Genomic DNA, 23,414 nt, shown 5'->3' with positions numbered 1-23,414 from the left:
TTAAGATTCTAAAATACCCTGTCGTTCATGTCCCCCAGAACTGTTCATGTCTCCCGGATCGCTTCATTTATTTTCTAAAAAAATACCTCCTTTTTAGGAATAACACGCATTTGAACCGCTTTCAAAATAATGATAATAGGAGTTCGGCGTTTAGAACATGATATATTCAATAAATTGCATGATATATTCTACGATTGCATGATATATTTTGCGAGTTACATGATTTATTCTGCGGACTCATTGACTCTTGCTTAATGCAATTTGCTGCAGCCGATCCAACGCTTGTTGGGGCGTCATTTGCCCGAGCAGTACGGCCTGCCCCATGTTCCTAGTCGCGTTAAGCACAGCGGACCAAGCGGGATGCTGGATTGGATAAAATTTTGCGTGCTCGATCCAATCGAGATTTTGCTTCATGACGGAATCATTCTCGGCCAGCTTCACCCCTACCGTGCTGATCGTCGGGATGAAGCCTTCTTGGATAACAAACTCCTCATAGCGCGCATCCTCATAAATAAAGTCGAGAAACTTGGACAATGCTTCCTTGTTCGTATGATCCGTCCGGAACGACATCCATACATCCTGCACGCCTAGCACAAGAGGCGTTTGTCCTTCCTTGACCGGGATCGGTCCTTTCCCCCATTTTAATCCTGGAAATTCACGGGGCACGACGGTCTCGAAATAATTGCCGGATATGAGCATGCCCATCTGGCCGTTGCCGAGAATGCGTTGTTTTTCATCACGCGTCGTGACCGTGGGCTCCGGGTCCGTCAACCCTTTTTCATAAAGTTCCTTCAGGAATTGAACGCCTTCCACATTTTTGGGCGAATTGATCGCCCATTCCCCGTCCTTCATCCAACCTCCGCCGGCACCATAGAAAAAGTAGGAAAGATAAGCCCAAATCTCGTTATCCGTCAGATCGACACCGAAGCCGTCCACTTGTTTCGTATTCTTGATTTGGCGCGCAGCGTTCTCCAGTTCTTTCCACGTTTTGGGCGGACCGTCAATACCTACCTCATTGAAAATATCTTTGTTGTAGTACATTTCCCGGATCGTCGCCGCATATGGCACTGTGAAGCGCACGCCATTCCACTTGCCGGTTTCTGTGAAATAAGGATACATTTTCGCCCGAAGTGCGGGAGAAAGCAGTTCATCCATAGGATTCAACAGGCCATCCTTCGCAAAATGCGCGTAAATGTTCGAAAGCAGCAAGTCCGGCGGCTGGTTGCGGCTGATCATCGTATTGTAGGCACTGTCCAAAATATCCCAGTTAATCACTTGAAGCTCGACCTCGATGTTCGGATATTTCGTCTCGAAATCCTTCACCAGATTTTCAAAAAAAGGCTTGGTCGCCGAACTGTATTCAGGAGCAACGAAGGAAATAAAAGCCTTTGGTTCAGGCTCGGCCGAAGCTGCGCCACGGTCCTCTTTCGTGCATCCGGCGAGTGGAATTGCTAAAAGAAGAAGCGGCACGCCAGATAGCGATGCCAATTTACGCACAACTGCGATACTCATTTGTTCCCTCCTCCACCCTATTGTTACTTCTCCACTAAAGGAAAGAGCAGCTCTTGATTTTGCTGCGTATACATATTGGCTTTGGTGATGACTAACGCCTCCATCTTATGGAACGGTTCGACTTTAATCCCCTTCAAAACCTTTACAGCTGTTTCTACCGACAAGTACCCCATGTTGAACGGCTTTTGCACGATCATTGCCTGCAAACGGCCTTCTTCCAAAAGCTTGACTTGATAAACGGAGCTATCGAAACCGACGAGTTTTACGTTATCGGTCCGTTTATATTCTTTGAGGGCTCTTGCGGCCCCTAACGTGGCGTCTTCATTCAATCCGGCTATCCCCTGAATGTCCGGGAACAAGGACAACAGCTTTTTGACTTGCTCATAGGCTGCGTCTTCGGTTGAATCAAAATAAAAAGTACCTGCATGTTCAACGCCGGCAAGGCTTGCAATGGCTTCTTTAAATCCTTTCACACGTTCCTGTTCAGCCAAAGCGCTCTTGCTGTCGCTAATCGTCAGCACTTTCGCCGGTCCGCCATTTCGTAAGCCCGCAAAGCTCATGCCGATTTTCTTTCCCGCTTCAATATGATCGGTAGCAATCAGGCTTTCTCCATCAGCGTTATAGATAAGCGAATCGATTAAAATCAGTTTAACGCCTGATTCCTTTATTTTCTTAGCCATCGGCGCGAGCTTTACGGCATCGGTCGCTGCAAGGATGATAGCGTCGGGCTTTCCGGCCAGCACATCATTCAAATTGCGGATTTGTTCGTCCGTATCCGTCTCGGATAGCGGCCCAGTAATGCTGACATGGATATCGAATTCCTTCGAAGCGGCTTTCACGCCGCTGCTTACCATCTGCCAATAGACGGAGCGAATATTGTTCGTTTTCAGCACGACAGCAATTTCATATTTCCTTGGATTCATCAAACGAAACGTATCAACGACGTGCGCGGCCAGCAGTCCAATAAGAACAGCCAGCAGTACGGCCAAAAGTACGGGGTTCTTATGCGCCATCCGATACTCCTTTCCGAGCGTTCAAGGGAACTACAATCGTAACCTCGGTGCCTACCCACCGCTCGCTGTTAAAGCTGATGCCATACTCATGACCAAACAGCTTGATCCGCTCATCCACATTGCTGACCCCGATTCCTTTCTTGGTTCCGTTCTTCGCCTTCAAAATTTGATTCAGCTTGTCCGGTTCCATGCCGACCCCGTTATCTGCAACGACAAACACGATGGCTTCTCCTTGCGCCTTCCCGGTGATTCGTATCACACCTGGCTCCAGCTTATTTTTAATTCCGTGATAAATCGCATTTTCCACAATAGGCTGCAAAATAATTTTAGGAATGTGATGCTCAAGAATGTCCGGATCCACGTCGATAGCAAAGTCAAGATTATCTTTATATCTAAGCTTTTGAATCTGCAAATAGTTGGTAATATGCTCCAGTTCTACTCGAACGGGGACCGTTTCATCATTTTTATGAATAATGGCGCGAAACAGCTTTGCTAACGAAGAAGTCATCAAAACAACCTCTTCATGCTTCTTGCATTCCGCCATCCAGATGATCGAATCGAGCGTATTGTACAAAAAATGAGGATTGATCTGCGCTTCCAGCAGCTTCATTTCGCTCTTTCGTTTGACTTCCTCGTTTTGAATGAGTTGGCTCATTAAATCTTTGATTCTGCCTACCATCATATTGAACGCCCGGCCCAACTGGCCGATTTCATTCTCGCTGTGAATTTCAGAGCGAATGTCGAAGTTGCCTTTTTCCACCTGCTTCATGCTGCTCTGCAGCACTTTGATCGGTCGCGAAAGATGCCGGGAGACGGTAAAAGAGAGATACAGCGCAATGACCAGCGCCAGTATCGTCCATAAGAAATAAGATAACTTGATCTGATACTGATTGGCGATCAGTTCGCTCGCATAGGCAACTCCGACAATCTTCCACCCGAAATGAGCTTCTTGGATCGAATAAATCCGTTTTCTGTTGCCCTCCCCCGTAACGAAGCTGCCGCTATCGGCTGATCTTACTTTATCGATCAACTCCGTTTTGAGATTACTAGTAATGAGCTTTTGCTGAGGGTGATAGACGATGTTCCCGTCCTTATCGACGATGAACACGTACCCTCTTGGTCCAAGGTTAATCTGATTGCAAATTTCGTTGATCACGCTCAGATTCAAGTCAACCAAAAAAATGCCGTCCCCCGTAATGCCGTCAGCGTTTTTCAGTTCCCGGCTCAAGGATACGACCCAGCGGTACTCGTTTTGGATTATATTTTGGACATGCGGGGCCGTGATGACGGATTTGCCTCCCTCGGTTCGCGCACGCTGGTACCAGGGCTGCTCTTCAATTCTGGTATTCTCATTCAAGCTTGTGATTCTGCGGTCGGAGACGAACCGGCCGTTATAGCCGAAAATCATGATCGAGGCAATATCTTTGCGGGAAATCAGAATCGATTGAAACAGATCGGATATTCTTTTCTCATATGGCCTTCGCTCCTCTTCGCTAATGAAGCTTGTGCCCGATATATAATACTTCACATCTTTGTTCGCCGAAGCGAGCATCCCGATATTCTCCATATTGGTGATGTATGACTGAATGTTACTATTTACCTGCTGTATGATTTCCGAAATGTAGTGCTCCGAATTCCCTTCAACAGCTTGGGCCGACAAATGATAAGAGATGAAGCTCGTGATCGTAATTGATCCCAGGATCAATAACGAGAAGGCGACGGAAATGCTGGATTGAATGCTTCGAAATTTAAAGAGTTGAAGTCCCGCTTCCCGTCCTTTTTTCATCCGGCCGTCTCCTTCGCGAGCTTTTCTCGGTACTCCGTGGGACTTGTCCCCGTATGCTTTTTGAAGAGTACACCGAAGTAGTTGGGATCGCCGTAACCCACCTTCGCGGCGATTTCGTAAAATTTCATGGGGGTATGCCGAAGCAAATCTTTAGCTTTGTCAATCCGGAATCGCGTTACGTACTCCATGATCGTTTGTTCCGTATGCTGCTTAAACACGGAACTGAAGTAGCTTTTACTGAGATGTACGTGGCGGCAAAGATCATGGATCGTCAAATCCTCGTTATGATAATTTTTCTCGATATAATCAATAACACTTTGGACCTGCATTTTCGTCAAATCATTCCGCTGTCCCGCAATGTAGGCAATCGCTTCCTTGCAAATTTCCTGGAGCCATTGCTCGATCTCTTCCAACGTTTTTAAACGGTTCATATTTTTGAATATCAACTCATGTCCTTTAAAGTGAGCGCTTTCATCTCCGACTAACTCATGAATCGTATTCAAAATCGCAATAAGGATCGACTGAATCTGCAGGTAACAGGCATCGATAGGCATCAATGAGGCTTTCAAAGAGAAGATTAATTGTTCAATGAGGGCATGAGATTCTTTGTTCGTACCTGTTTTGATCATGGTGGCGAACCTTCGGTTCCATTCCGTGTCCAGCCTATGCATGGAGTTATGCGCACCTTCCATATCTTGAATGGAAATAACACGATTAGCCCCCAGCAGGAATCGGTAATCCAATGCGGATATTGCCCCCTTGTAAGAAATAGACAGCTCGCTTAATGCGCTGCATGATGTACCGAGACCAACGGTAACCGTGAATTTCAAATATTTCTCAATACAAAATCGTATGACCTCTGCTAAATGGAAAGCCGCGTCATACAGCACCTCTTCCGATTTACCGTAAAATACGACTACCATGCGTTCTTCCCTTGTACGGAAGATCACCGCTTCTTTGCCTTCTATGACCTCTTGTACAATATTGTATGCCGCAGAACGGAGAAGCTCCGGATCGTTATCCCATCTGCCTTTGGTTATTTCACTGAATTCGTCAATGTCAATGGCTGTAACCAGATAAGGAGGGAGCATTGCCGGAATGCGGAAATAGTGTAGCCTCTCTTGAATGTGCCTGTCTTTTAGGGTGCCGCTTACCATCTGCTCAAGAAAACGTTCCCTTAATAACGGCAAACTCTGCTGAAGCTGTATTTTGAGATCGGTCAGATTTTCTCGATGCTCTGCTTCCTTGTCCATGTCCGATCTCACCTTATCCAGAAGACCTCGAAGCTCAAATGCAGTAATCGGCTTTACGATAAAGTCGTATACTTTTAACCGCAGAGCCTTTTGGACATAATCAAATTCATCGTGAGCGGTAAGGATAATTACTTTGATATAGGGATATAACATCTGAATGTTCCGGGTCAACTCGATCCCATCCATAAACGGCATGCAAATATCGGAAATGACCAGATCCGGTCTCAGTTCTGCGATTGCTTCCAAAGCTTCTCTTCCACTCGCATAATCGCCTATGCACTCAAAACCGTGTTGCTCCCAATCGATACTCTCTTTGATGCCTTCCCGTACATCTGATTCGTCATCCACAATCATGATTTTGTACATGATGAGCACCTGCCCTCTTCTTCTTATGGATTATCAAGTGATTCTACTCGAAATTCGGCGCAAAATGAATGATATTTCCTGCAATTTACCCATCATTTTTTATCTAAATCCCCCGACAATTATCAACCAAGGATACAAAAGCCAACCAGTAATCGCTGGTTGGCTTTTGTACTGTTATCTGAATGATTTACTCCATCATCTTTCTGGCAACGAATGCCAAATCTTCAATATCGATTCTGCCATCGCCAGTTACGTCTGCTCGCTTAACTTGCTCCCAATCCGGGCTGGCAGAGGTTTTGCCGTAATTCGCTGCTATGATGCCAAGATCGCCGATGCTGGTTTTATTGTCATGGTTGACGTCGCCCGGGATTCCCGGAGGCAGCGTTGTAATGCCCACGCCCACCGAAGAAACTTGCGCCTTTGTTTCCGCTCCCTTCGCATCGCCCAGCGTTGCGTCGGTTACAGCAATCGTTCCCGTCGCCGGCTGCGTCACAGCTTTGGCTTTGAACATCAGTTCTAGAATCTCTGCATCGCCTGTCACTGCCTTGCCAATGCTAGCGATAATAAACCGAAGTTTGCCCGGAGTATCTTTCTTCGTATCTACGAGTTGAACGCCTTCCTTCACGGCACGGGCCGAGACGAATTCAAAAACACTCGAATCATAGTCCATCTTCATATCTTCTGCATATACGCTTTGCGTGACGCTGCCCAGACCTAGCTGTACAGGGAATTCCCCGCCTGCCATAACGGTACCTGCTGCGGATAGCGTCGTTAAAGCGCCATTGGGCGTGACATCGCCTGCCTGTACCGTAATTTTGATCACATACGTTTTCTTCGTCCCATTAGCTGACGTCACTTCAACCGAAGTTGTGCCTGGAAGTGAAGTTGCTGCTTGAACAACCGCAGTCGCATTCGGATCATTCGTAACATAGGTCACTTCAGGAACGATTGTCGAACCTTTTGGCAGTTGAACTTCATAAGAAAGCGTACTCGGATCGAAGCTATTCACGCTAGCTCCATTTACTTTCAAACTGCTGAGTGTAGCGTCACTGCTTTTGACAATTGGAATCAGTTTGGCATCCGCCCAGTCCCCATGATCTTCACCGATGCCATTTCCCGCATCCGTTACAACCAATTTTAATTGTCGAACGCCAGTAACATCAATGTCAATCGGTACAGCTACAGTTGACTTTCTCATCGCCGTTGTCCCGCTGTCGAAACTTTTCACGCCATCGAGCCACACTTGGAACATCACTGTAGCACTGCTGCCTGAAATCTCTTGATCGACACCTGCCACTGCTGTGAATCTTTGATACATTCCTGCAGGGAGATCATATACAATTTCCGAATTGGCATGCGTCCCTATCCCCTTCTCATAGGTAACGACTCCTGAAGCTCCAAGAACTTTAATGGGATTGCCATCCACGCTTAGATCCTTCTTAATCGTCGACCATCCCGTTGTCGCACTTGTCCAATTCAAATCGCTGAGATATGGATCGACTTCATTAAAATTCACTTCATACTTATAAGTGGTCAGACCGTCTCCCGATATGGCAGTAATCACCGCTTTGCCGGGCAAGCTTGTAACTTGTTCGATCTGTGCATGAATAGAATCGTTTGTTTTCACCGCTTCTACGATCGGCAGTGCGCTCCCCCGAATCAGTTTCACGTCATAGCTGGGATTCAGAGGATCGAAACTTGTAAAATTGCTGCCATTGATACGTAAACCAAGGATTGGAGTTTCAATGGTTGTCTGGTCACTAGCCGGAGCGGCCGGCATGATCGCCTCAATGCGGTCCAAAACGAAATAATTCCCCACACTGCTCGGGTTCTTGGTACCCGTCACTCGAATCGTCACCGTATGCTGGCCATTGGCCAATCCCAATTTACTATATACAAGCTGATTGCCATCGCGAACCGGTGTATAGAGGTCGACCATTGTTTCCGGACCGCCATCAATCGACACCGCTCCGATTCCATTATTGCTATCTTTAACGGCATACACCTTTATACCCGTGCCGTTAAACTTCATCGAAACTGTATTCCCCGTGGTATTAGACCAGCTATTCGTTCTATTGTATAAAATCGAACCGTTGCCTGAATTTCGGGACCAAGCACCAACGTAATTCAATTGATTGGAACTTGTCCCCAGCACGCTGTCATCTATCGAAATGCTGTCCCATTCTCCTTGAGCTGCTACTCCTCCGCTAGCTTTGCTGTAGGTGCCATAAGGAGCAAGCGTCACATTGCCGAGTCCTCCGTCCGTTGTACCCTCTCCCCAAACCGCGATCGAAATATCATTGATGCCGTTCGTATTAAGAATACCTTTCGGCACGAAGAACGTGTTCTGCGGGCCTACGTTATTAGAATATAAACCCATATTCCAGCCGTTAATAAACAGCTGTGCCTTGAATAATTTCGTCCCTAACTTATCAAAATGAATGCCTATCGGCACATCGACATTATCAGGGATACTTAAGTTAAACTGTGTCTTATACCAGCCTACGCCTTCGCCTGAAACGGAAGCTGCCGACCAATCGTGCGGAAGGGTGACATTGCTCCATGAGGAGGTATCGTAATTGGGCAAATACCAGCCGTTTCTCTCGCCATAAAGTCCACTGACGTTAAATATGCCGCGAGTCGTATCAACGACATTCTCCCCGCCCTGAGCGCCTTGAATTTTCCATGCAATCGCTGTTGTAGCGCCACTCATTGTCGCGGAGATGACGCCCCTTGGATCTCGCCAAGATTCATTAGACGCCCAGTCTTCATCATGGGACATATTCACGATCAGCACACTAATTACGTTATCCTGTCCAGTCTTCAAAGCACCGGCTGGGAATGTAAATGCTTTGTCTGCGTTACTGCCCCCAATAAAGGTGCCGTTTAACCACACGTTATAACGTCCTGCATGGCCTGGCTTTGCGCTAAGTGATATCCCCGTTTCCTGGCCGGTTGCAGTAAAATGCCCCCGGTACCACACATAACCGTAATGAAAACCATACTTGTCCATTTGCAAATTCGATGCATTCGCATTGGTCCAGTTGGAGTCGTCAAAGTTCTGCAACTTCTCAGGCGCCTCAGGCATAAACTTCCACCCCGTTAGCGCAGGAAGCTGTACAGCTGGCGGACCGCTTAATTGCGATAAGCTTGAACCATCCTGGAGAACGGTAAGAGGAAGTGTACCCCCATTCCAAGTAATACTGCCGACTCCACCTGCCAATATTTCGATCCCCGTTTCAGCTTCCGTATCTCCTGTCAGCGCCAACGTCCCGTTGGATGTCGAGGCGGAGCGGACGAGATATGGCCCTCTCACAAGCACCGGACCATTGTCAGTCTGATTCAACCAAACACGGTCGGCCTCTTCATCCGTTCCGATCCATAACATGAGATCGCGTGCGCTGCCGCCGCCGGTTATTTTGATCTTAGCCATTCCCGTGTGTGTATAGTTTAAACGCAGCTGGCCTGTAGATTTATTATAGGTCTGGCTCACATTGCCTGAAAGTACCTCAACCGTCGGTTGATTTGCAAAGCGAAGCATCGTCTCGCCGTCCTCGCCATTGCGTCCGTATAAAACAGCAACATCCTGATTGTTAATGGTTGTATTCGTCAGCAGTTCGGATGTGGAATAGATAAGTCGCTGAGCACCGAATGAATAACCGGAAATGAGCGTTTTGGCATCTCGCCCATTGATGCGAATCGAAGTGTTTGCTTTTTGCGGAATCGTAAAGGTCCCGTCCTGACCATTAATCGTCACCTTCGTCGTATCATTGACAGAGGACCCCGAAGATGCATGCTGCAGTGTCCAGAACGCCGTTCCGTTATCCGGATTTTTCCTTGCGTTGACGAGAATACTCATATTGGATGCAGTTATGTTGTCGATGCGGTCCGTTTTTGCAAACGGATTCACTGCATGCAGCATATATCCGATCCGCTTCATCGCATACGCTTTCGGTGTCAGTTGTAAAGCTTCATCAATCGGGGCGCCGTAATCATAGGATGTATACATGGTCGTCGACGGCAGCCAGCCCCAGTTCGTTCCGCCATATCCCATATAGGAGTTCATTAACGTCGCACCCTGACTTAAAATTCCTTTATAGAATACATTAATGAAGTCCGGGCCCGTCTTCTCCCTGCACTTGCCAAAGCCATATCCGGAAGAGCCCCATTTATCGAAGGCGCCGCCTTGAAACTCTGCCAAGAAAATCGGACTATTGGGCGATGCTGTATGAACACCGCTTTCAATTCCAGTTGGCACTGCCCCCCAAGCCGTCGGGTTGCTGCAGTCGAATCCTTGTGGATACGCATCAAAAGAATAAATATCCGGAGCGCCTTTACCGGAAGCCCATAACCCCCATAAGCCTGCATCGTTATGGAAGGTAGGCACCGTAATGCCGTCCGCTTTCGCCTTATCGATCACGTCCTGCATGTACTGCGGGTCTTTACCGAAGTATTCATTCTCCGTCTGATACAAGATAATGTTCCCACCATTGTTAATTTGGTGACGAGCCAGAATCGGATCGACAGCGGAGAGCCACTCTCGGTACGCTGCAGTATAATCGGCGGCCGTTGTTCTTGCTTCGCCGCTAGTATTCTGCAGCCAACCCGGGAAGCCGCCCGAATCCGTTTCCGCATTAATATAGGGACCAGGTCGCGCGATCACATACAGTCCGACCTGCTGTGTCATTTTGAGCAGAGCATCAATGTCCCGCAAACCGGTAAAATCATAGACGCCCTGTTTTGGGGAGTGAAACCCCCAATCAAAGTAAATGCTCACGGCGTTGTAGCCTGACGCTTTAATTTTTTGTAAGATTTCAAGCCACATTTGCTGGCTTGGCAAGCGCCAGTAATGGAATTCCGCCGACCAGATCGGAACGCGCTGATCATCAATTTTTAGTGAATACTTATCCCAAGATACAGTATGGGGTTGTCCTGAAGTAACTGACACCTCAGGGACGTTAGGAACAATTTCTGCAGCAGACGCTTCAGTTGAAGCAGGCAAAATTGCAAGAAAATTCACAAATGCCATTAAACTTGCCAGAACAAAACTAAGGATTCTTACCTTCAATGAGACTGCACCTCTCCTACTTCATTTTAGTTACACCTTATATGCCTTCAATTTTTCTCCCTCACATTTGAAGCGCTTCCAAAACAAGCTTTTTCATTGAATCAATGCATGGTTAGGCCCTCCTCTTTTTTGATTCTTACTATAATTTTAAATTACTTGCAAGCGCATTCACATGATCTTTTTCCAACTAAACATGATATTTTAATGCAATAAGTCTGAAACAAATGCAGGTGCATAGTGCGACAATTATCGCACCTGGCATCGCCATGCTTCCTCAATGATTTACTGCTTGATTCAGCAACCATTGAACTGGATAATCCGTTACTTTGACGTTCTGCGGATCTTCCGCTAGTAGGGTCAGATGTATTGATCGTTGCCGCAACGGCAGCCTCCCAAACCGATTCATTCTTTTTTTCAATCATTACAAGAAACATCCTTTGAGAATTTAAATTTGCACTAAAACGCTACAAAACACCCCTCATTTTTCATCCCCCTTTAAGACACATTGTTCTTGACAATCGGGTAGGAGGCTACCCATTAGTTGAGTAGCCGACCTCCCACACCACCGTACGTACCGTTCGGTATACGGCGGTTCCTTAGTTCACGCAGTTACTTGTCGATAATAATCTGAAAAGAAAAGGAATCCTAAACCTTTGATGGTGTTGTTTCCGAGGGATTTATCGAGGATTGGGCTTTTGGAGGTTCTCCTTGCCTCCAGCTTCCTTCAGATTCCACCTCACGGTGGACACCCTTGCTCTTGGCTAATGGTTGGTAACTACAAACCCCCATAGTGGACTTTCACCACCTAGTTAACCGCCATGCGCGGCACACCAAAAAGGTCAGCCGGCAATCGCTGGCTGACCCTATCAGTTAGAGACAATACTTCGAAGATTATCTTTGATTGGTTTTCATTTCTGCAGCTAAACCAAATCTTTCCCTATAAACCTTCGGACTTACACCCGTGACCTTCTTAAACACTCGGCTAAAGTGCTCCGCATTCACGTAACCGATTTTTTCAGACAGATCAACGATTTTATATCCCTTTTTTAACAAGCGTTTAGACTCTTCGATACGTAAGTTCGTTACATATTGAATAAAACTCTCGCCGACATTTTGCATAAATAACCTGCTTAAATAATTTTCGCTGACCCCAACCCATTGGCTAACCATACCTAGACTTAATTCCTCACAATAATGCTGATGAATGAATTCTTTCGCCTTCTCAACGATACTATAGGGCGAATTTGCTTTCGAGCTTAGCTCATGAATATAACGATAAATATCTGAACAAACCTGCTTGATCCATTGTAATGTATGCTCAAGGGTATGAAAATCCTTCAGTTGTTCAAAGGGATGACTATGGTCAAACACACCTCCCCAACGAACTTCTTGCGCGTACAGTAATGAGCCAAGCTCCCATAGGAAATCGGTGAGTATCAACCTTGTTTCCTGGACTTCAAATCTTGCTTTTTGTTTCAAGAGCATCACATAGCGGTCAAATTCAAGCTCCCATTGCGGTCCATTCTCCAGCTCAAGCAAACGTACAATTTCAATGCCTTTGGCTTTTAGAGTATCTCGCAGATCAGGACTAGGTTCCATGCCCAATTTGATTTCACTCTCTGGATAGAAGAACTTGTCATAGCCTTCAAAAAAGCGCAAAGAAACTAGGCTTCGTGCCTGATTCATTAACTTTTGCCAATGCATGCTCCCATCAGCCGTATCGCTAATTCCCATTGCTACACGGACGTTCATATATTGCTCAAGTCTGGTTTTGATCAATGAAAGCGTAGTGTGAATCAGTTTACGAATGGCTGTTTCACTTCTGAGCTGTGGAACGGTTAACAGAATGATGATTTCGTTCGCGTCCTCACAATGAACGATATGCTTCAAGAACGCCGAGTCCATCTCGGTTTTAATCGTCTGCTTAATCGCCGTCTTCGAAATCATCTCCGCTGGGCTATAAAGCGACACCGCAACGGCCACTTGATTGATTTCGCCCAGCCAATTGCACACATCAGAAACGATTCGGGAATACTCCCTAACATTAGATTGGATATCTAAAGTGAGAAGCTGGACGATCACTCTGTCCGGACCTTCTTTTTTTTCCAATTGATGGGTTATTTGCAACTCATTCAAAGTATTCAGCTTTTTTAACTTTTGGCGTGCTTTTTGCAGAACAGGCAGCATGTGCTCTTCATCCATATCTACTTTCACAATATAATCAAAGGCTCCAAGCAGAAAGGCTTCACGAACATAACTAAAATCACTGTATGCGCTTAGGATTATTGGAATCGGCTTTTTCATTGAATCTATGGATTGAATTGAATTTAGCAGTTCAACACCGTTCATTTTAGGCATCTGAATATCTACCAGCAAAATATCGATATCATTACGATCTTGCAAAATAGCCAAAGCTTCCATGCCATCATCGGCTTCAGCTACAATCTCCATATCAAGTTCTTTCCATAAAATCAATTGGTGCATGGCCAACCTGACAAGTGGCTCATCGTCTACGATCATGACTTTATACAAGCATACATCATCTCCAATGGAAATTTTCCTGTTAGGCTAATTACCCTTTAATCGCACCGTCCATCATTCCCTTAAAGATATATTTGTGGAAAAGGAGATAGATCAGTGCGCTCGGGAATAATGCGACCATGATGGCTGCACATAAGGAAGCCAGATCTGAACTATGGTCGCCAACATAACTGGTTAAGGAGGTAGCAATCGTTAATAGCTTTCGGGATGGCATATAGAGCTGTTGGACAAATATATCGTTCATGATGGTTACTCCCTTAAGAATGCCAAGCGTGGCTGTCGCTGGGAGCAGCAAAGGGAAAATAATGGATCTGTAAATTCGGAAATAAGATGCGCCGTCCAGCATGGCACTTTCATCCAGCTGCTCTGAAATTTTCTCCAAAAATTGCATGTAAATATAAATTTGCAAAATATCCGTGCCCACATAGATAATAATTGGTGCCCAGATCGTATCATAAGCTCCAAGCTTATGAATTAATTGAAACCGAGCAATTTCAGTCGTATAGGTAGGGATCACCATCGCAAACAAAAATAATGAAACAATGATCTTCTTGCCAACAAATTGAAAGCGATTCAATATATAAGCTGTCATTGTTCCAAGCAGTGCGTTGCCAACAATACTTATACCTACTAATAAAAATGAATTTTGCAAGCCTCGTAACAACTGGCCCTTGGTAATAGCAACTTTGTAATTATCCAGATTCAAAAAATTAGATGGCAAGGAAAACGGAGATGTTGCAGCCAGCTCCATATTGTTTTTAAACGACCCGAAAAAAATGAGCAGCATAGGTACAAACACGATAACAGCCATACCTATGAATAACATGTAATATATGGTTCGGCTTAGAATACGTACCACCTAAAGCTCACTCCTATCTCTAATCAACCATTGCTGCACTCTGGAGAGAATAATAACCAAAAGTAAGAGTATGATAGCCATCGCAGAGGCAAGACCGTAGCTGTTGTTTTTAAATGCAGTACTTAACGCAAACAGCCCGAATGTGCTGCTTTCAATTCCCGGTCCGCCACCGGTGATAACTAAAGGAATATCATATTGAAGCAGTGCTCCCGAAATGTTCAGGAACAATATAATTTCAACAACGCGCCGAATACCTGGCAACGTAATGTAACGCTGCTGCTGCCAAAAGTTAGCCCCGTCTAACTTCGCAGATTCGTATAAATCATGAGGGATCGATTGAAGTCCTGCCATAAAAAGAAGAATATGAACCCCTGAGAAGCGCCAAACCGATACGGCTACCAGCGAGTAATTAACGACATTCACATTGCTGATCCAGCCAGTAATAAATGACTCCAGGCCTACAGCTCTCAGAAATGCATCTAACGGTCCATTCACGGGATTGTAAATATAAGTAAACATATAAGCTACTGCAATCCCATTAATGATATAGGGCATGAGAACAGTGAATCTGAAAAATGAACTTCCCAGCAGTTTTCGATTTAGCAGTACAGCTGCCACGAGCTCAACGGGAATCATACATGTATGAATAATAAAATAAAGACCGTTATTTTTCAGCGCGTGCCAAGCTTCCGGAAAATCAAACAATACCCTTGTATAATTGTCAAAACCCAAGTATTTAAAGGTTGGGCTGAACCCGTCCCAGTTCGTAAAGCTGTATCTAACCAATTCGATGGTTGGATAGAGAAGAAATAATAAGAGCAGCGAAACTGGTGCGAATAATAAAGTAACGATCGTTACCTTTTTTTGCAGATTGTAATTCATTCATTTCACTCCTGATTGTAAGAAGAAGGTGCTATTCCCAATGGCAAAGTAGCACCTTCTCTTTGAATGATCACGAATTATTTGCTGGAATCGATAGCCTTTTTCCACTTATTGTTCAAATCGGCTTCAAGCTTGTCAATCGACTTCCCGGCAAAAATATCTTGAGCTACCATACTAGGGTCATATTGAGCGGCGGCTTTCACCTTGTTATACATTTCATCGCTTGCATTGTACACAAACGGTTTGAAAGGTGCCTTCTCTGCTTGTTTATCAAAGAAAGCATTGTCACTTTTTACATTACTCATCGTAGACATTTGTTTGCTAGTATTCAGATAAGCTCCATAAACCGGCTGGCTGAAAACCCATTGCAAGAATGCTTTTGATTCTTCAAGGTTTTTCGAGTTTTTGCTAATGCCAACGTGCATATCGGACATCGTCATCGCTGTAAGCGGTTCGCTTTCACTGCTTCTCCAAGGCATAACAAAAGCACCAAGATCATCTTCTGATTTCACTTTATCGAGATATCCTGGGTAATACCATTGGCCTAGCGCGGTCATCGCAGCTTTCTTAGCTTCGAATGCTTGTGTCTGCTGATCGAAAGAAATGGACAATGGATCTGGACCTGCCAGTTTTTCGTTTGAAATTTCTTGCAGGAACTTGGCAGCCTTGTCAAAGGAAGAGTTAGCCGCGAACGGCGCTTCGTTTTTCGGAAGATTTGTCAGAAAGCTTTCGTCTCCGGATAGCACGTGCGGTCCGAATTCCATAAACGGATAAGAGGTCCAGCTATCTTTCATACCAAGGGAAAGCGGAACGTATTTCCCATCGGCCTTAATTTTCTCGCATAAAGCTATGAATTCAGGCATTGTTTTCGGAATCTCTAAGCCCAGCTCTTTGAAAATACTTGGGTGGTAGTAGACAACTTCATAAAAAGAAACCAAAGGAAGACCTAGCGTTTTGCCATCAATCTTTGTTACATATTTATTATCTTTCGTTACCGGCAAATCATCGAGCGGCTGTAAAGCTTGTTTATAAACTTGCAATGCTGCCGGTTTCATGTAAAAGACATCCGGCAAATCGTTAGCCGCAAGATTAACCTTTAAATATTGCCCTTTATTATCCGGTACTTTGAGCACTTCTACATTGACATTCGGTTTCAACTTCGAATACTCTTTGACTTTCTCTGTCCAGAAGTCGAGATCCCCTTGCGCTTCCCACATGGCGAATTTCAGCTTGACCGGTTCTTGCGCATTTTGCGTAGCTGCCGGAGCTGTTGCCGGATTAGATTCTGTTTTTGTTCCGCAGCCTGATACCACGCTTGCCATGACTAACGTAACCATACCTAATGAAGCCATCCATTTTCTCTTGCTCAATTGAAGCACCCCTTTACAGTGAATAGGTTGTGATTAACCTGCTATCAGCATACAATTTTTAAAAACGCAAACAAATGATAGAATCTAACACAAACATGATATTTTCTACACCTTTTAAACCCCATTTTGTTGCAGATCATTATCTTGTGACCTCGTTGTAAGAAGAGGCACACGAATCACAATTTTCGTACCTTCCGGTTCATTCGGTTGTATCGTTAAACCAAATTGCGCGCCATATTGCAATTGGATGCGACGATTCACATTGGAGATCCCCATGCCGCTGAACTTATTCTCATGATTCTGATTCATAAAGGAATTCCGTTGTTCCTTCTCCATTCCGACACCATTGTCTGCGATTTCTATATGCAAACTCCCCTCGACAATGCTTGTTTTCACCAGGATCTGCCCATCTATATCCTTCTCATCCAACCCGTGCACAATACAGTTTTCCACAATCGGCTGCAGTAGCAGCTTCAATATAAAGAGAGATGACGTTTCTTCCGCTACATGCCACTCGACACTTATTTTCTTGCCAAACCTGTTTTCCATGATGTAAAGATAATGCTTGAGATTCTCAATTTCCTCCGAAAGCGGATTCAGGGTACTCCCCCGATTAAAAGCTGAAGAGACCAGTTTCATTAAGGCTACGGTTATATTACGGATATTGTCTACCTTATTTACAAGCGCTATTAGCTTGATGACATTTAGTGTATTAATTAGAAAATGAGGATTAATCTGTGATTGCAGGGCGTCAAACTCTGCGATCCGTTTTGCTCTCTCTTCCTCTTTGTTCTGCAAAATTAATAGATGAATATGATCTAACATATAGTTAAAAGTATGTCCAAGCGTTACCATCTCGGCGCTCCCCGAAGCAGCAATCCTGGCATTCAAATTCCCTCCCACCACGCTTGTCATTTTCCGGACCATCAGATGGATCGGCTTCGTCAGATTGCGCACCATGGAAAACGAGATCATCAAAAACACGCAGGTACATACAATTGTGAAAATGATTACCGCTTTGAAAATTTGATCGTAAGTTTGCGTAAGCTGGCTGTAAGGAATTTGGTGAATCACCTTCCATCCGGTATTGGGGACGGTTGCATAAGTGACGAGCATCGATGTATTGTCTAATTTGGAAACAAAATGACCTTCCTGATCGTTATTAATTTTCTCATATAAATGCTCATCCACCTGATTGATATTGGATAATCCATAGCTCGAAGCAATGACTTGCCTATTTTTATCTACGATTAGAAAATCAGAATCAACGGTATGAGTTTGATTGCCCCGTAATAAGTTCTCAAATGAGCTGCGATTGAAAGCACAGTAAATCAACTCGACGGTCTGCAGTCCAGGTATGAATTCGGGGGAAACAGCTGCGGTAATGACATAAGGCTTTCCGCTATCGAACAATACATTTTTTTGCAAGCCAATAAAATGAACCTGATTTGAGTTGGTAAGGGTCTTTGCATACCAATCCGTTTGATGGATGACATTTGAATCTTCGATCAAGTTTCGATTATAAGAGAAGACTCCTCCATGCTTGAAAAAGAAACTTACCGAAAGAATGTAGTTATTGATTGATGCATTATACCGAGTCAATGCTGAATTTAAAAAATCAATGTTCGTTTGATTTTTGCCGCTATCTGCTTGCGACATCTGTGTGGCATTGGTCAAAATTTCTTGATCCGTCCCAATATTGGCCGTGATATACATCACTTTCCTAGTTTCCTGTTCAGCAGTGTAGGTAATGGAGTGTAAGGTTTGCAAGGTTCGATTGGTTGTTTGCGCTAATAAATCACGCTTATAAACCTGTAAAATGATGGTGGATAACGTTGTCAAAGGGACGACCACCATGACAAAAAGAAGAAGATAAAGGAGTGTCGAGATTTTCCACGGTTTTCTTAACCTGCTCATCTGTATAAACCTCGTCCCATTCAGAATTCTTAAAACAAAGTTAGGTGCACGGTGCAACAACCGTCGCACCATGCACCTATTATCGTCATTTTAACTAAATGACTTACTCTATAATTTTGCTGGCCACGAACGCAAGATCGACAATATCGATTTTGCCATCCCCATTTATGTCAGCTCGCTTGACTTGCTCCCAGTCTGGGCTGGATGATGTTTTGCCGTAATTCGCTGCGACGATGCCGAGATCGCCGATGCTTGTTTTATTATCATGGTTGATGTCGCCTGGAATTCCCGGAGGCGGTGTCGTAATGCTCACGCCCAACCTAGACGCTTGCGCCTTCAATTCCGCTCCCTGCGCATCGCTCAGCGTTGCGTCGGTTACAGCAATCGTTCCCGTCGCCGGCCGCGTCATCGCTTTGACTTTGAACTTCAGTTCGAGAATTTCGGTATCGCCTGTCAAAGCCTTGCCTACGTTTGCAAGAATAAACCGAAGTTTGCCCAGTGTGTCCTTCATGGTATCTACAAGCAGAATCCCGTCTTTCACAGCGCGAGCCGAGATGAATTCGAAAACATTCGAATCGTAGTCCATCTTAATATCCTGTGCGTAGACGTTCTGCGTGACGCTGCTAAGCCCCTGCTGTACAAGGAATTCCTCACCTGTCCGAACGGTGCCTGGTGCCGATAACGTCGTCAAAGCGTTTGGCGTGACATCGACCTTCTGTACGGTAATTTTGCTTACTGCTGTAAAGCTGCCGTTAACTGTGGTGACTGTAATATCCGCCACTCCCTCTTTCAAGGCGGTCACCACGAATTTGCCGTCTGTAAACTCTACTTTGGCGACCGTATCGTCGCTGCTCGCCAAAGTTACATCCATATTGGTTGCATCATCAGGAATCATAGTTACAACCAGCTCTGCCGTTTGACCTTCTTTCAACGTGACTTGCGGTTTATCCAGCTGCACGCCGGTTACAGGCACCTCGGTTGGGACCGGAATGCCAATTACGTTAATCTCTGCGGCCGATGCATAATTGTTCACTCCCTGAACGGCTTCCAGCTTCACATACGTTGCCGTTGTTACCGTCGCGAATTGAACGTTCTTCTCCGTCCTGTCATTGCTCCAGCTGCCGTTTGCAATGTTCGTATAATTCCTTCCGTCGGTGCTGGCATAAACATTGTAATCGGTTATAATGCCGTTGCTGCTTCCCTGTCTTGGCAAATATTTGAGATTCGTTACTTGATATGCACCGCCAAGATACAAGGTAATCGATTGCGGAAGCGGATTGCTCCCATCCCACTTTGTATGCCAGATAGTCCCATTATTTCCATCCAACACATTGTAGGCTGAATTATCTTCGCCTTCCGTTTCCTGACTAGTCGCCGTTGCTATCATTTGTGATTGTGGTATGACGACCGGCGCATTATCAGACGCAGAATCATTTCCATATAGAATCAGTTCAGCCATACCCACACGATAACCGCCGCCGGCAACGATATCTTTAATCGTCACACGGACATAATTGATATTTTTATAGGACTTGGCGAATGCTTTCGGTGTGAACGTCTGCCCACCTACATTGAGATTAGTCAATGCTTTTTGCCATACTTGCCCATTGGTTGATACTTCCAAATCGTAGGTGTACCAATTACTGTCTTTCTCCCAAAAAATACGGCTGCCGACTACCGTTTGAGGCTCATTGAACTTGACTGTAACCGATTGTGGCAGTTCTGTTGATTTGGCCAGCCATCCGGTTCCGATCGTTGTAATGCCATCTCGTAATTTATCGGTGCCACGCTCAGGTTCAGACGCCGTTGATTCATTCATGACTTGAATAGCATCATTCGGAATCATGTCACCCGGTTCTTGATCATCTGCAGGTATCACTTTAAATTCATACAAGGATGCCCAGTAGTTATCCGTTATTTTGTCTACGATCTTTAACCTTACATATCGGCCCCGGGAATCAGCCAGAGCTGTTTCTTCCGCTCCATTAGGCGTGGTATTGGCCGATCTGTCGATCACCTTATCCCAGTTTACACCATCTTTTGAAACTTCAATATAATATTTATAGGCAACAGCTTTCATCTCCCAGAGCATCTTAAAGCCGGTTAACGAATAGTCTTTACCTAAATCGACTTGTAACCATTGTGGCAAAGACGATCCATTAGCCGTCCATTTCGTAGATGCATCATCATCTACGGCATTGACAGCAAAGTTTCCTGATTGCTCCGAAGAACTTGTGATTGGCTTTCCAACTGCGATGTTTTGAACGGAGTCTACTGGGGACTCTAATTTCTCAACTCCACCCACCCAAGGCGTATGCTGACCATCTGGCACAAACTGTCCTTGATAGGGTAGTGTACTTACCTCCTCATTCCCAGAAACAAGTCCGTCAGAAGTGGCATTAATTTGTATAGCTCCACTCGTACCGGAAGTTCTTACGAATGCAAAGCCAATTCCTCCTTCTACAACCTGTTCCTCCACACCTATTCTTGCGATTCCACTGCCTACAAGCTGCCCTTCACCCGTTACTGATATGTTAACTTTACCACTGTAATTCGGCACAATGGTTCCATTCGCATCAACAACCTTGAAGTAGACAGGGATTAAGTCTGATCCGTCTGCTACCGGTTTTACCCCTCTATCTCTCACTTCAATTTCGATTTGACTTGCTTGACCTGGTGTTCGAACGGTATGCGTTTGAACAACCTGTCCATCCAAGATGGCCTCAGCCCTTAATTCTCCCGGGATAAAGCTATTTAAATTGAATGTGAATATGGGGCTTCCGCCTTTTTTCACGATATTTGGAGCTGAGCTTGAAGCCTCTGTTCTCGTTATTTGTTTTACCAGCACGTTATTTTGGTATAATTTCACAGAATCAGCGTTGCTGAAAACGTTAACTGAACGACTTGATGTAGAAGAATAAGTGCTTGCAATAAATACCATAGGACCATAAAGCGGGTCTCTTGCGGACTGCATGGATTGCAGCCAATAGTAACCATATTTCTCATAACGATCAATATCTACCGTACCGCTTCCTAATGTCTTCGTTGTTGAACCGCGAATGTAGTCATTCCAGCTCCAGAGGAAGTAACCGCCAATCCGGTCGTTGGCGTCAAGGCCGCCCCAGTCCGAATATCCATTGCCATTTAAATATTTTTGCCGAGTCAAATTTTGAGTGATCTGTGCAGCTTCACCCTCTTTTCTCAACGCTTTACTGGACTCTTCAAAATCTCCCCACTCGCGAGTAAAGAAGGGTTTATTTGAATCAAAATCGGTCCATTGACTCGGGTCTGTCTTCCAGTTGGTATCAACCACTTTATAATTTACGTCATAGTACGATCCTCGCAGACCATAATCAGCCGCTGTATAAATTTGGTTCCCTGGATACTCCTCATGAGCAGCTCCAGTTGCTTCTTGCGCCCAATCCTCAGGAACCCAAGTTTCATTTAACGAAGTTTCCCATAAAATAACCGAAGGCCTGTTTCGATCACGCCTTACCATTTCACGTGTATCTCTGATCGTTAATTCACGAAATTTAGTGGAATTAGTGAAATTTTGCCATCCCGGCTGACATTCGATAACCAAGAGTCCGATTTCATCGGCTGCATCCAAGAAGGCAGGATCGTTGGGATAATGCGTAGCACGAACGGCATTAAATCCGTCTGCCTTGATCTGCATTGCATCGCGAACCTGCATTGAATTCGAAGCTGCATCCCCTACATTTTGAAACGCTTGATGGCGATTCGCTCCACGCAAGTAAATCTTATTACCATTGAGATAGAAGCCATCCGGCTTATACGCAATCGTTCGGATTCCTACTTTCGTCGTAACCGTATCAACCAAGCCGGAATCAGAGTAAACCTCGCTTACAAGCGAATACAGATACGGCGAGGCAGTGTCCCACAACTGTGGATTTGCAACAGTCAAGTTTTGAGTGAATTGATGATCCCCGCCTGCCGATAAACTTGTTGCGGCGGTCTCGTCTTGAGCGACAACAACCCCATTTTTATCCACTAACTTGCTTAAAACTCTAGTGTTTGCAGAAGCTTGATTCTCATTAACGACATGAGTTTTCACATTAACTGTGGCGCTTGAACTTGTCACATTAGGGTAAGTGACAAATACACCGCCGCTGGCTGTTTTATTGGCCTGCAAAGCATCGGAAATATGCAGCTTATTTGTGATTCTCAATGTTACATCTCTATAAATGCCGCCATAGTAATGGAAATCCAAATTGGCAAGCGGTTTGCCCGGCGGTGTATCCGGGTTGTCAGAACTCGATACTTTTACCGCGAGCACATTCGTTTGGCCGTACTTTACTTTGTTGGTGACGTCAACGGAGTAACCTATATAACCGCCATTGTGCGTATAGATTTTCTCGCCGTTCAAATAAACATCACTATCAATCATTACACCTTCAAAATCAATATTGATCGTTTTTCCCTTATAACTTTCATCAATCGCAAAATAGCGTCTATACCAGCCAATCCCCGCATAAACAGCGTTCGCTCCATTGGCATGTTTTTTTTCAAGCCTCATCGTATGCGGAATGGTTACTGCAGCAAAAGCGCTATCATCAAATTGGGCCGCTTCAGCGCCAACAAGGTCTCCCCGATAAAAACCCCAGTCCGAATTAAAATTGTATACGGTTCTCTCATTTCCCCCGATATTTCCTTGATTAGCACTTGCTACGAGCGGTACATTTACAAATATGATCTCCAACACCATGAGAAGACACAGCATTAGTCGAGTTATAACCTTCAAATTCATACACCCCATTTTTGCAGAATCTTAGCTTACGCTAAGAAGCAAAGCTAGGTGCATAGCACCTAGCATCGCCATTCGTTCC

Annotated in this window: 11 protein-coding genes; all 11 read right to left on the bottom strand. The window is 45.0% G+C overall.

All coding sequences use genetic code 11. The annotated features are described in order from the left end of the window. Window positions 1-237: 237 nt before the first annotated feature. The 11 genes from J2X61_RS21025 to J2X61_RS20975 all read right to left on the bottom strand — a co-directional run bounded on the left by J2X61_RS21025 (window position 238) and on the right by J2X61_RS20975 (window position 23,293). The gene (locus J2X61_RS21025) at window positions 238-1,512 is read right to left on the bottom strand and encodes an extracellular solute-binding protein (protein WP_274465735.1); all 1,275 of its coding nucleotides are present in this window, start codon (window positions 1,510-1,512) and stop codon (window positions 238-240) included. Window positions 1,513-1,535: 23 nt separating this feature from the next. Continuing rightward, entirely contained in the window at window positions 1,536-2,525 is a 990-nt protein-coding gene (locus tag J2X61_RS21020; RefSeq protein WP_310190274.1) for a substrate-binding domain-containing protein, read from the bottom strand. Then, window positions 2,515-4,311, bottom strand: coding sequence for a cache domain-containing sensor histidine kinase (locus J2X61_RS21015; protein WP_274465737.1), 1,797 nt, complete (start codon window positions 4,309-4,311; stop codon window positions 2,515-2,517). The genes J2X61_RS21020 and J2X61_RS21015 overlap by 11 nt, the downstream gene beginning before the upstream one ends. Next, window positions 4,308-5,930, bottom strand: a complete 1,623-nt coding sequence (locus tag J2X61_RS21010) for a response regulator (protein ID WP_310190272.1) — start codon at window positions 5,928-5,930, stop codon at window positions 4,308-4,310. The genes J2X61_RS21015 and J2X61_RS21010 overlap by 4 nt, the downstream gene beginning before the upstream one ends. A 187-nt stretch (window positions 5,931-6,117) precedes the next feature. Then, window positions 6,118-10,959, bottom strand: coding sequence for a beta-galactosidase (locus tag J2X61_RS21005; protein ID WP_310190271.1), 4,842 nt, complete (start codon window positions 10,957-10,959; stop codon window positions 6,118-6,120). A gap of 930 nt (window positions 10,960-11,889) precedes the next feature. Then, window positions 11,890-13,518, bottom strand: coding sequence for a response regulator (locus J2X61_RS21000; RefSeq protein WP_310190269.1), 1,629 nt, complete (start codon window positions 13,516-13,518; stop codon window positions 11,890-11,892). Window positions 13,519-13,570: 52 nt separating this feature from the next. After that, window positions 13,571-14,350 (bottom strand): carbohydrate ABC transporter permease, encoded by a 780-nt coding sequence (locus tag J2X61_RS20995; RefSeq protein ID WP_310190267.1) that lies wholly within the window; start codon window positions 14,348-14,350, stop codon window positions 13,571-13,573. Window positions 14,351-14,398: 48 nt separating this feature from the next. Further along, the gene (locus tag J2X61_RS20990) at window positions 14,399-15,280 is read right to left on the bottom strand and encodes a carbohydrate ABC transporter permease (RefSeq protein ID WP_310190264.1); all 882 of its coding nucleotides are present in this window, start codon (window positions 15,278-15,280) and stop codon (window positions 14,399-14,401) included. Between the two features lie 77 nt (window positions 15,281-15,357). Beyond that, the gene (locus J2X61_RS20985; RefSeq protein WP_274465743.1) at window positions 15,358-16,650 is read right to left on the bottom strand and encodes an ABC transporter substrate-binding protein; all 1,293 of its coding nucleotides are present in this window, start codon (window positions 16,648-16,650) and stop codon (window positions 15,358-15,360) included. 114 nt (window positions 16,651-16,764) lie between these two features. Further along, window positions 16,765-18,567, bottom strand: a complete 1,803-nt coding sequence (locus J2X61_RS20980) for a cache domain-containing sensor histidine kinase (protein ID WP_274465744.1) — start codon at window positions 18,565-18,567, stop codon at window positions 16,765-16,767. A 103-nt stretch (window positions 18,568-18,670) separates the two neighbouring features. Then, complete coding sequence (locus J2X61_RS20975) at window positions 18,671-23,293, bottom strand: discoidin domain-containing protein (RefSeq protein ID WP_310190261.1); 4,623 nt, start codon at window positions 23,291-23,293, stop codon at window positions 18,671-18,673. Window positions 23,294-23,414 lie beyond the last annotated feature (121 nt).

The sequence above is a fragment of the Bacillus sp. 3255 genome (genome assembly GCF_031456485.1).
GTDB lineage: Bacteria > Bacillota > Bacilli > Paenibacillales > NBRC-103111 > Paenibacillus_E.
The sequence above is the reverse complement of the archived record's forward strand: the minus strand, read 5'-3'. Positions and strand labels throughout refer to the sequence as shown.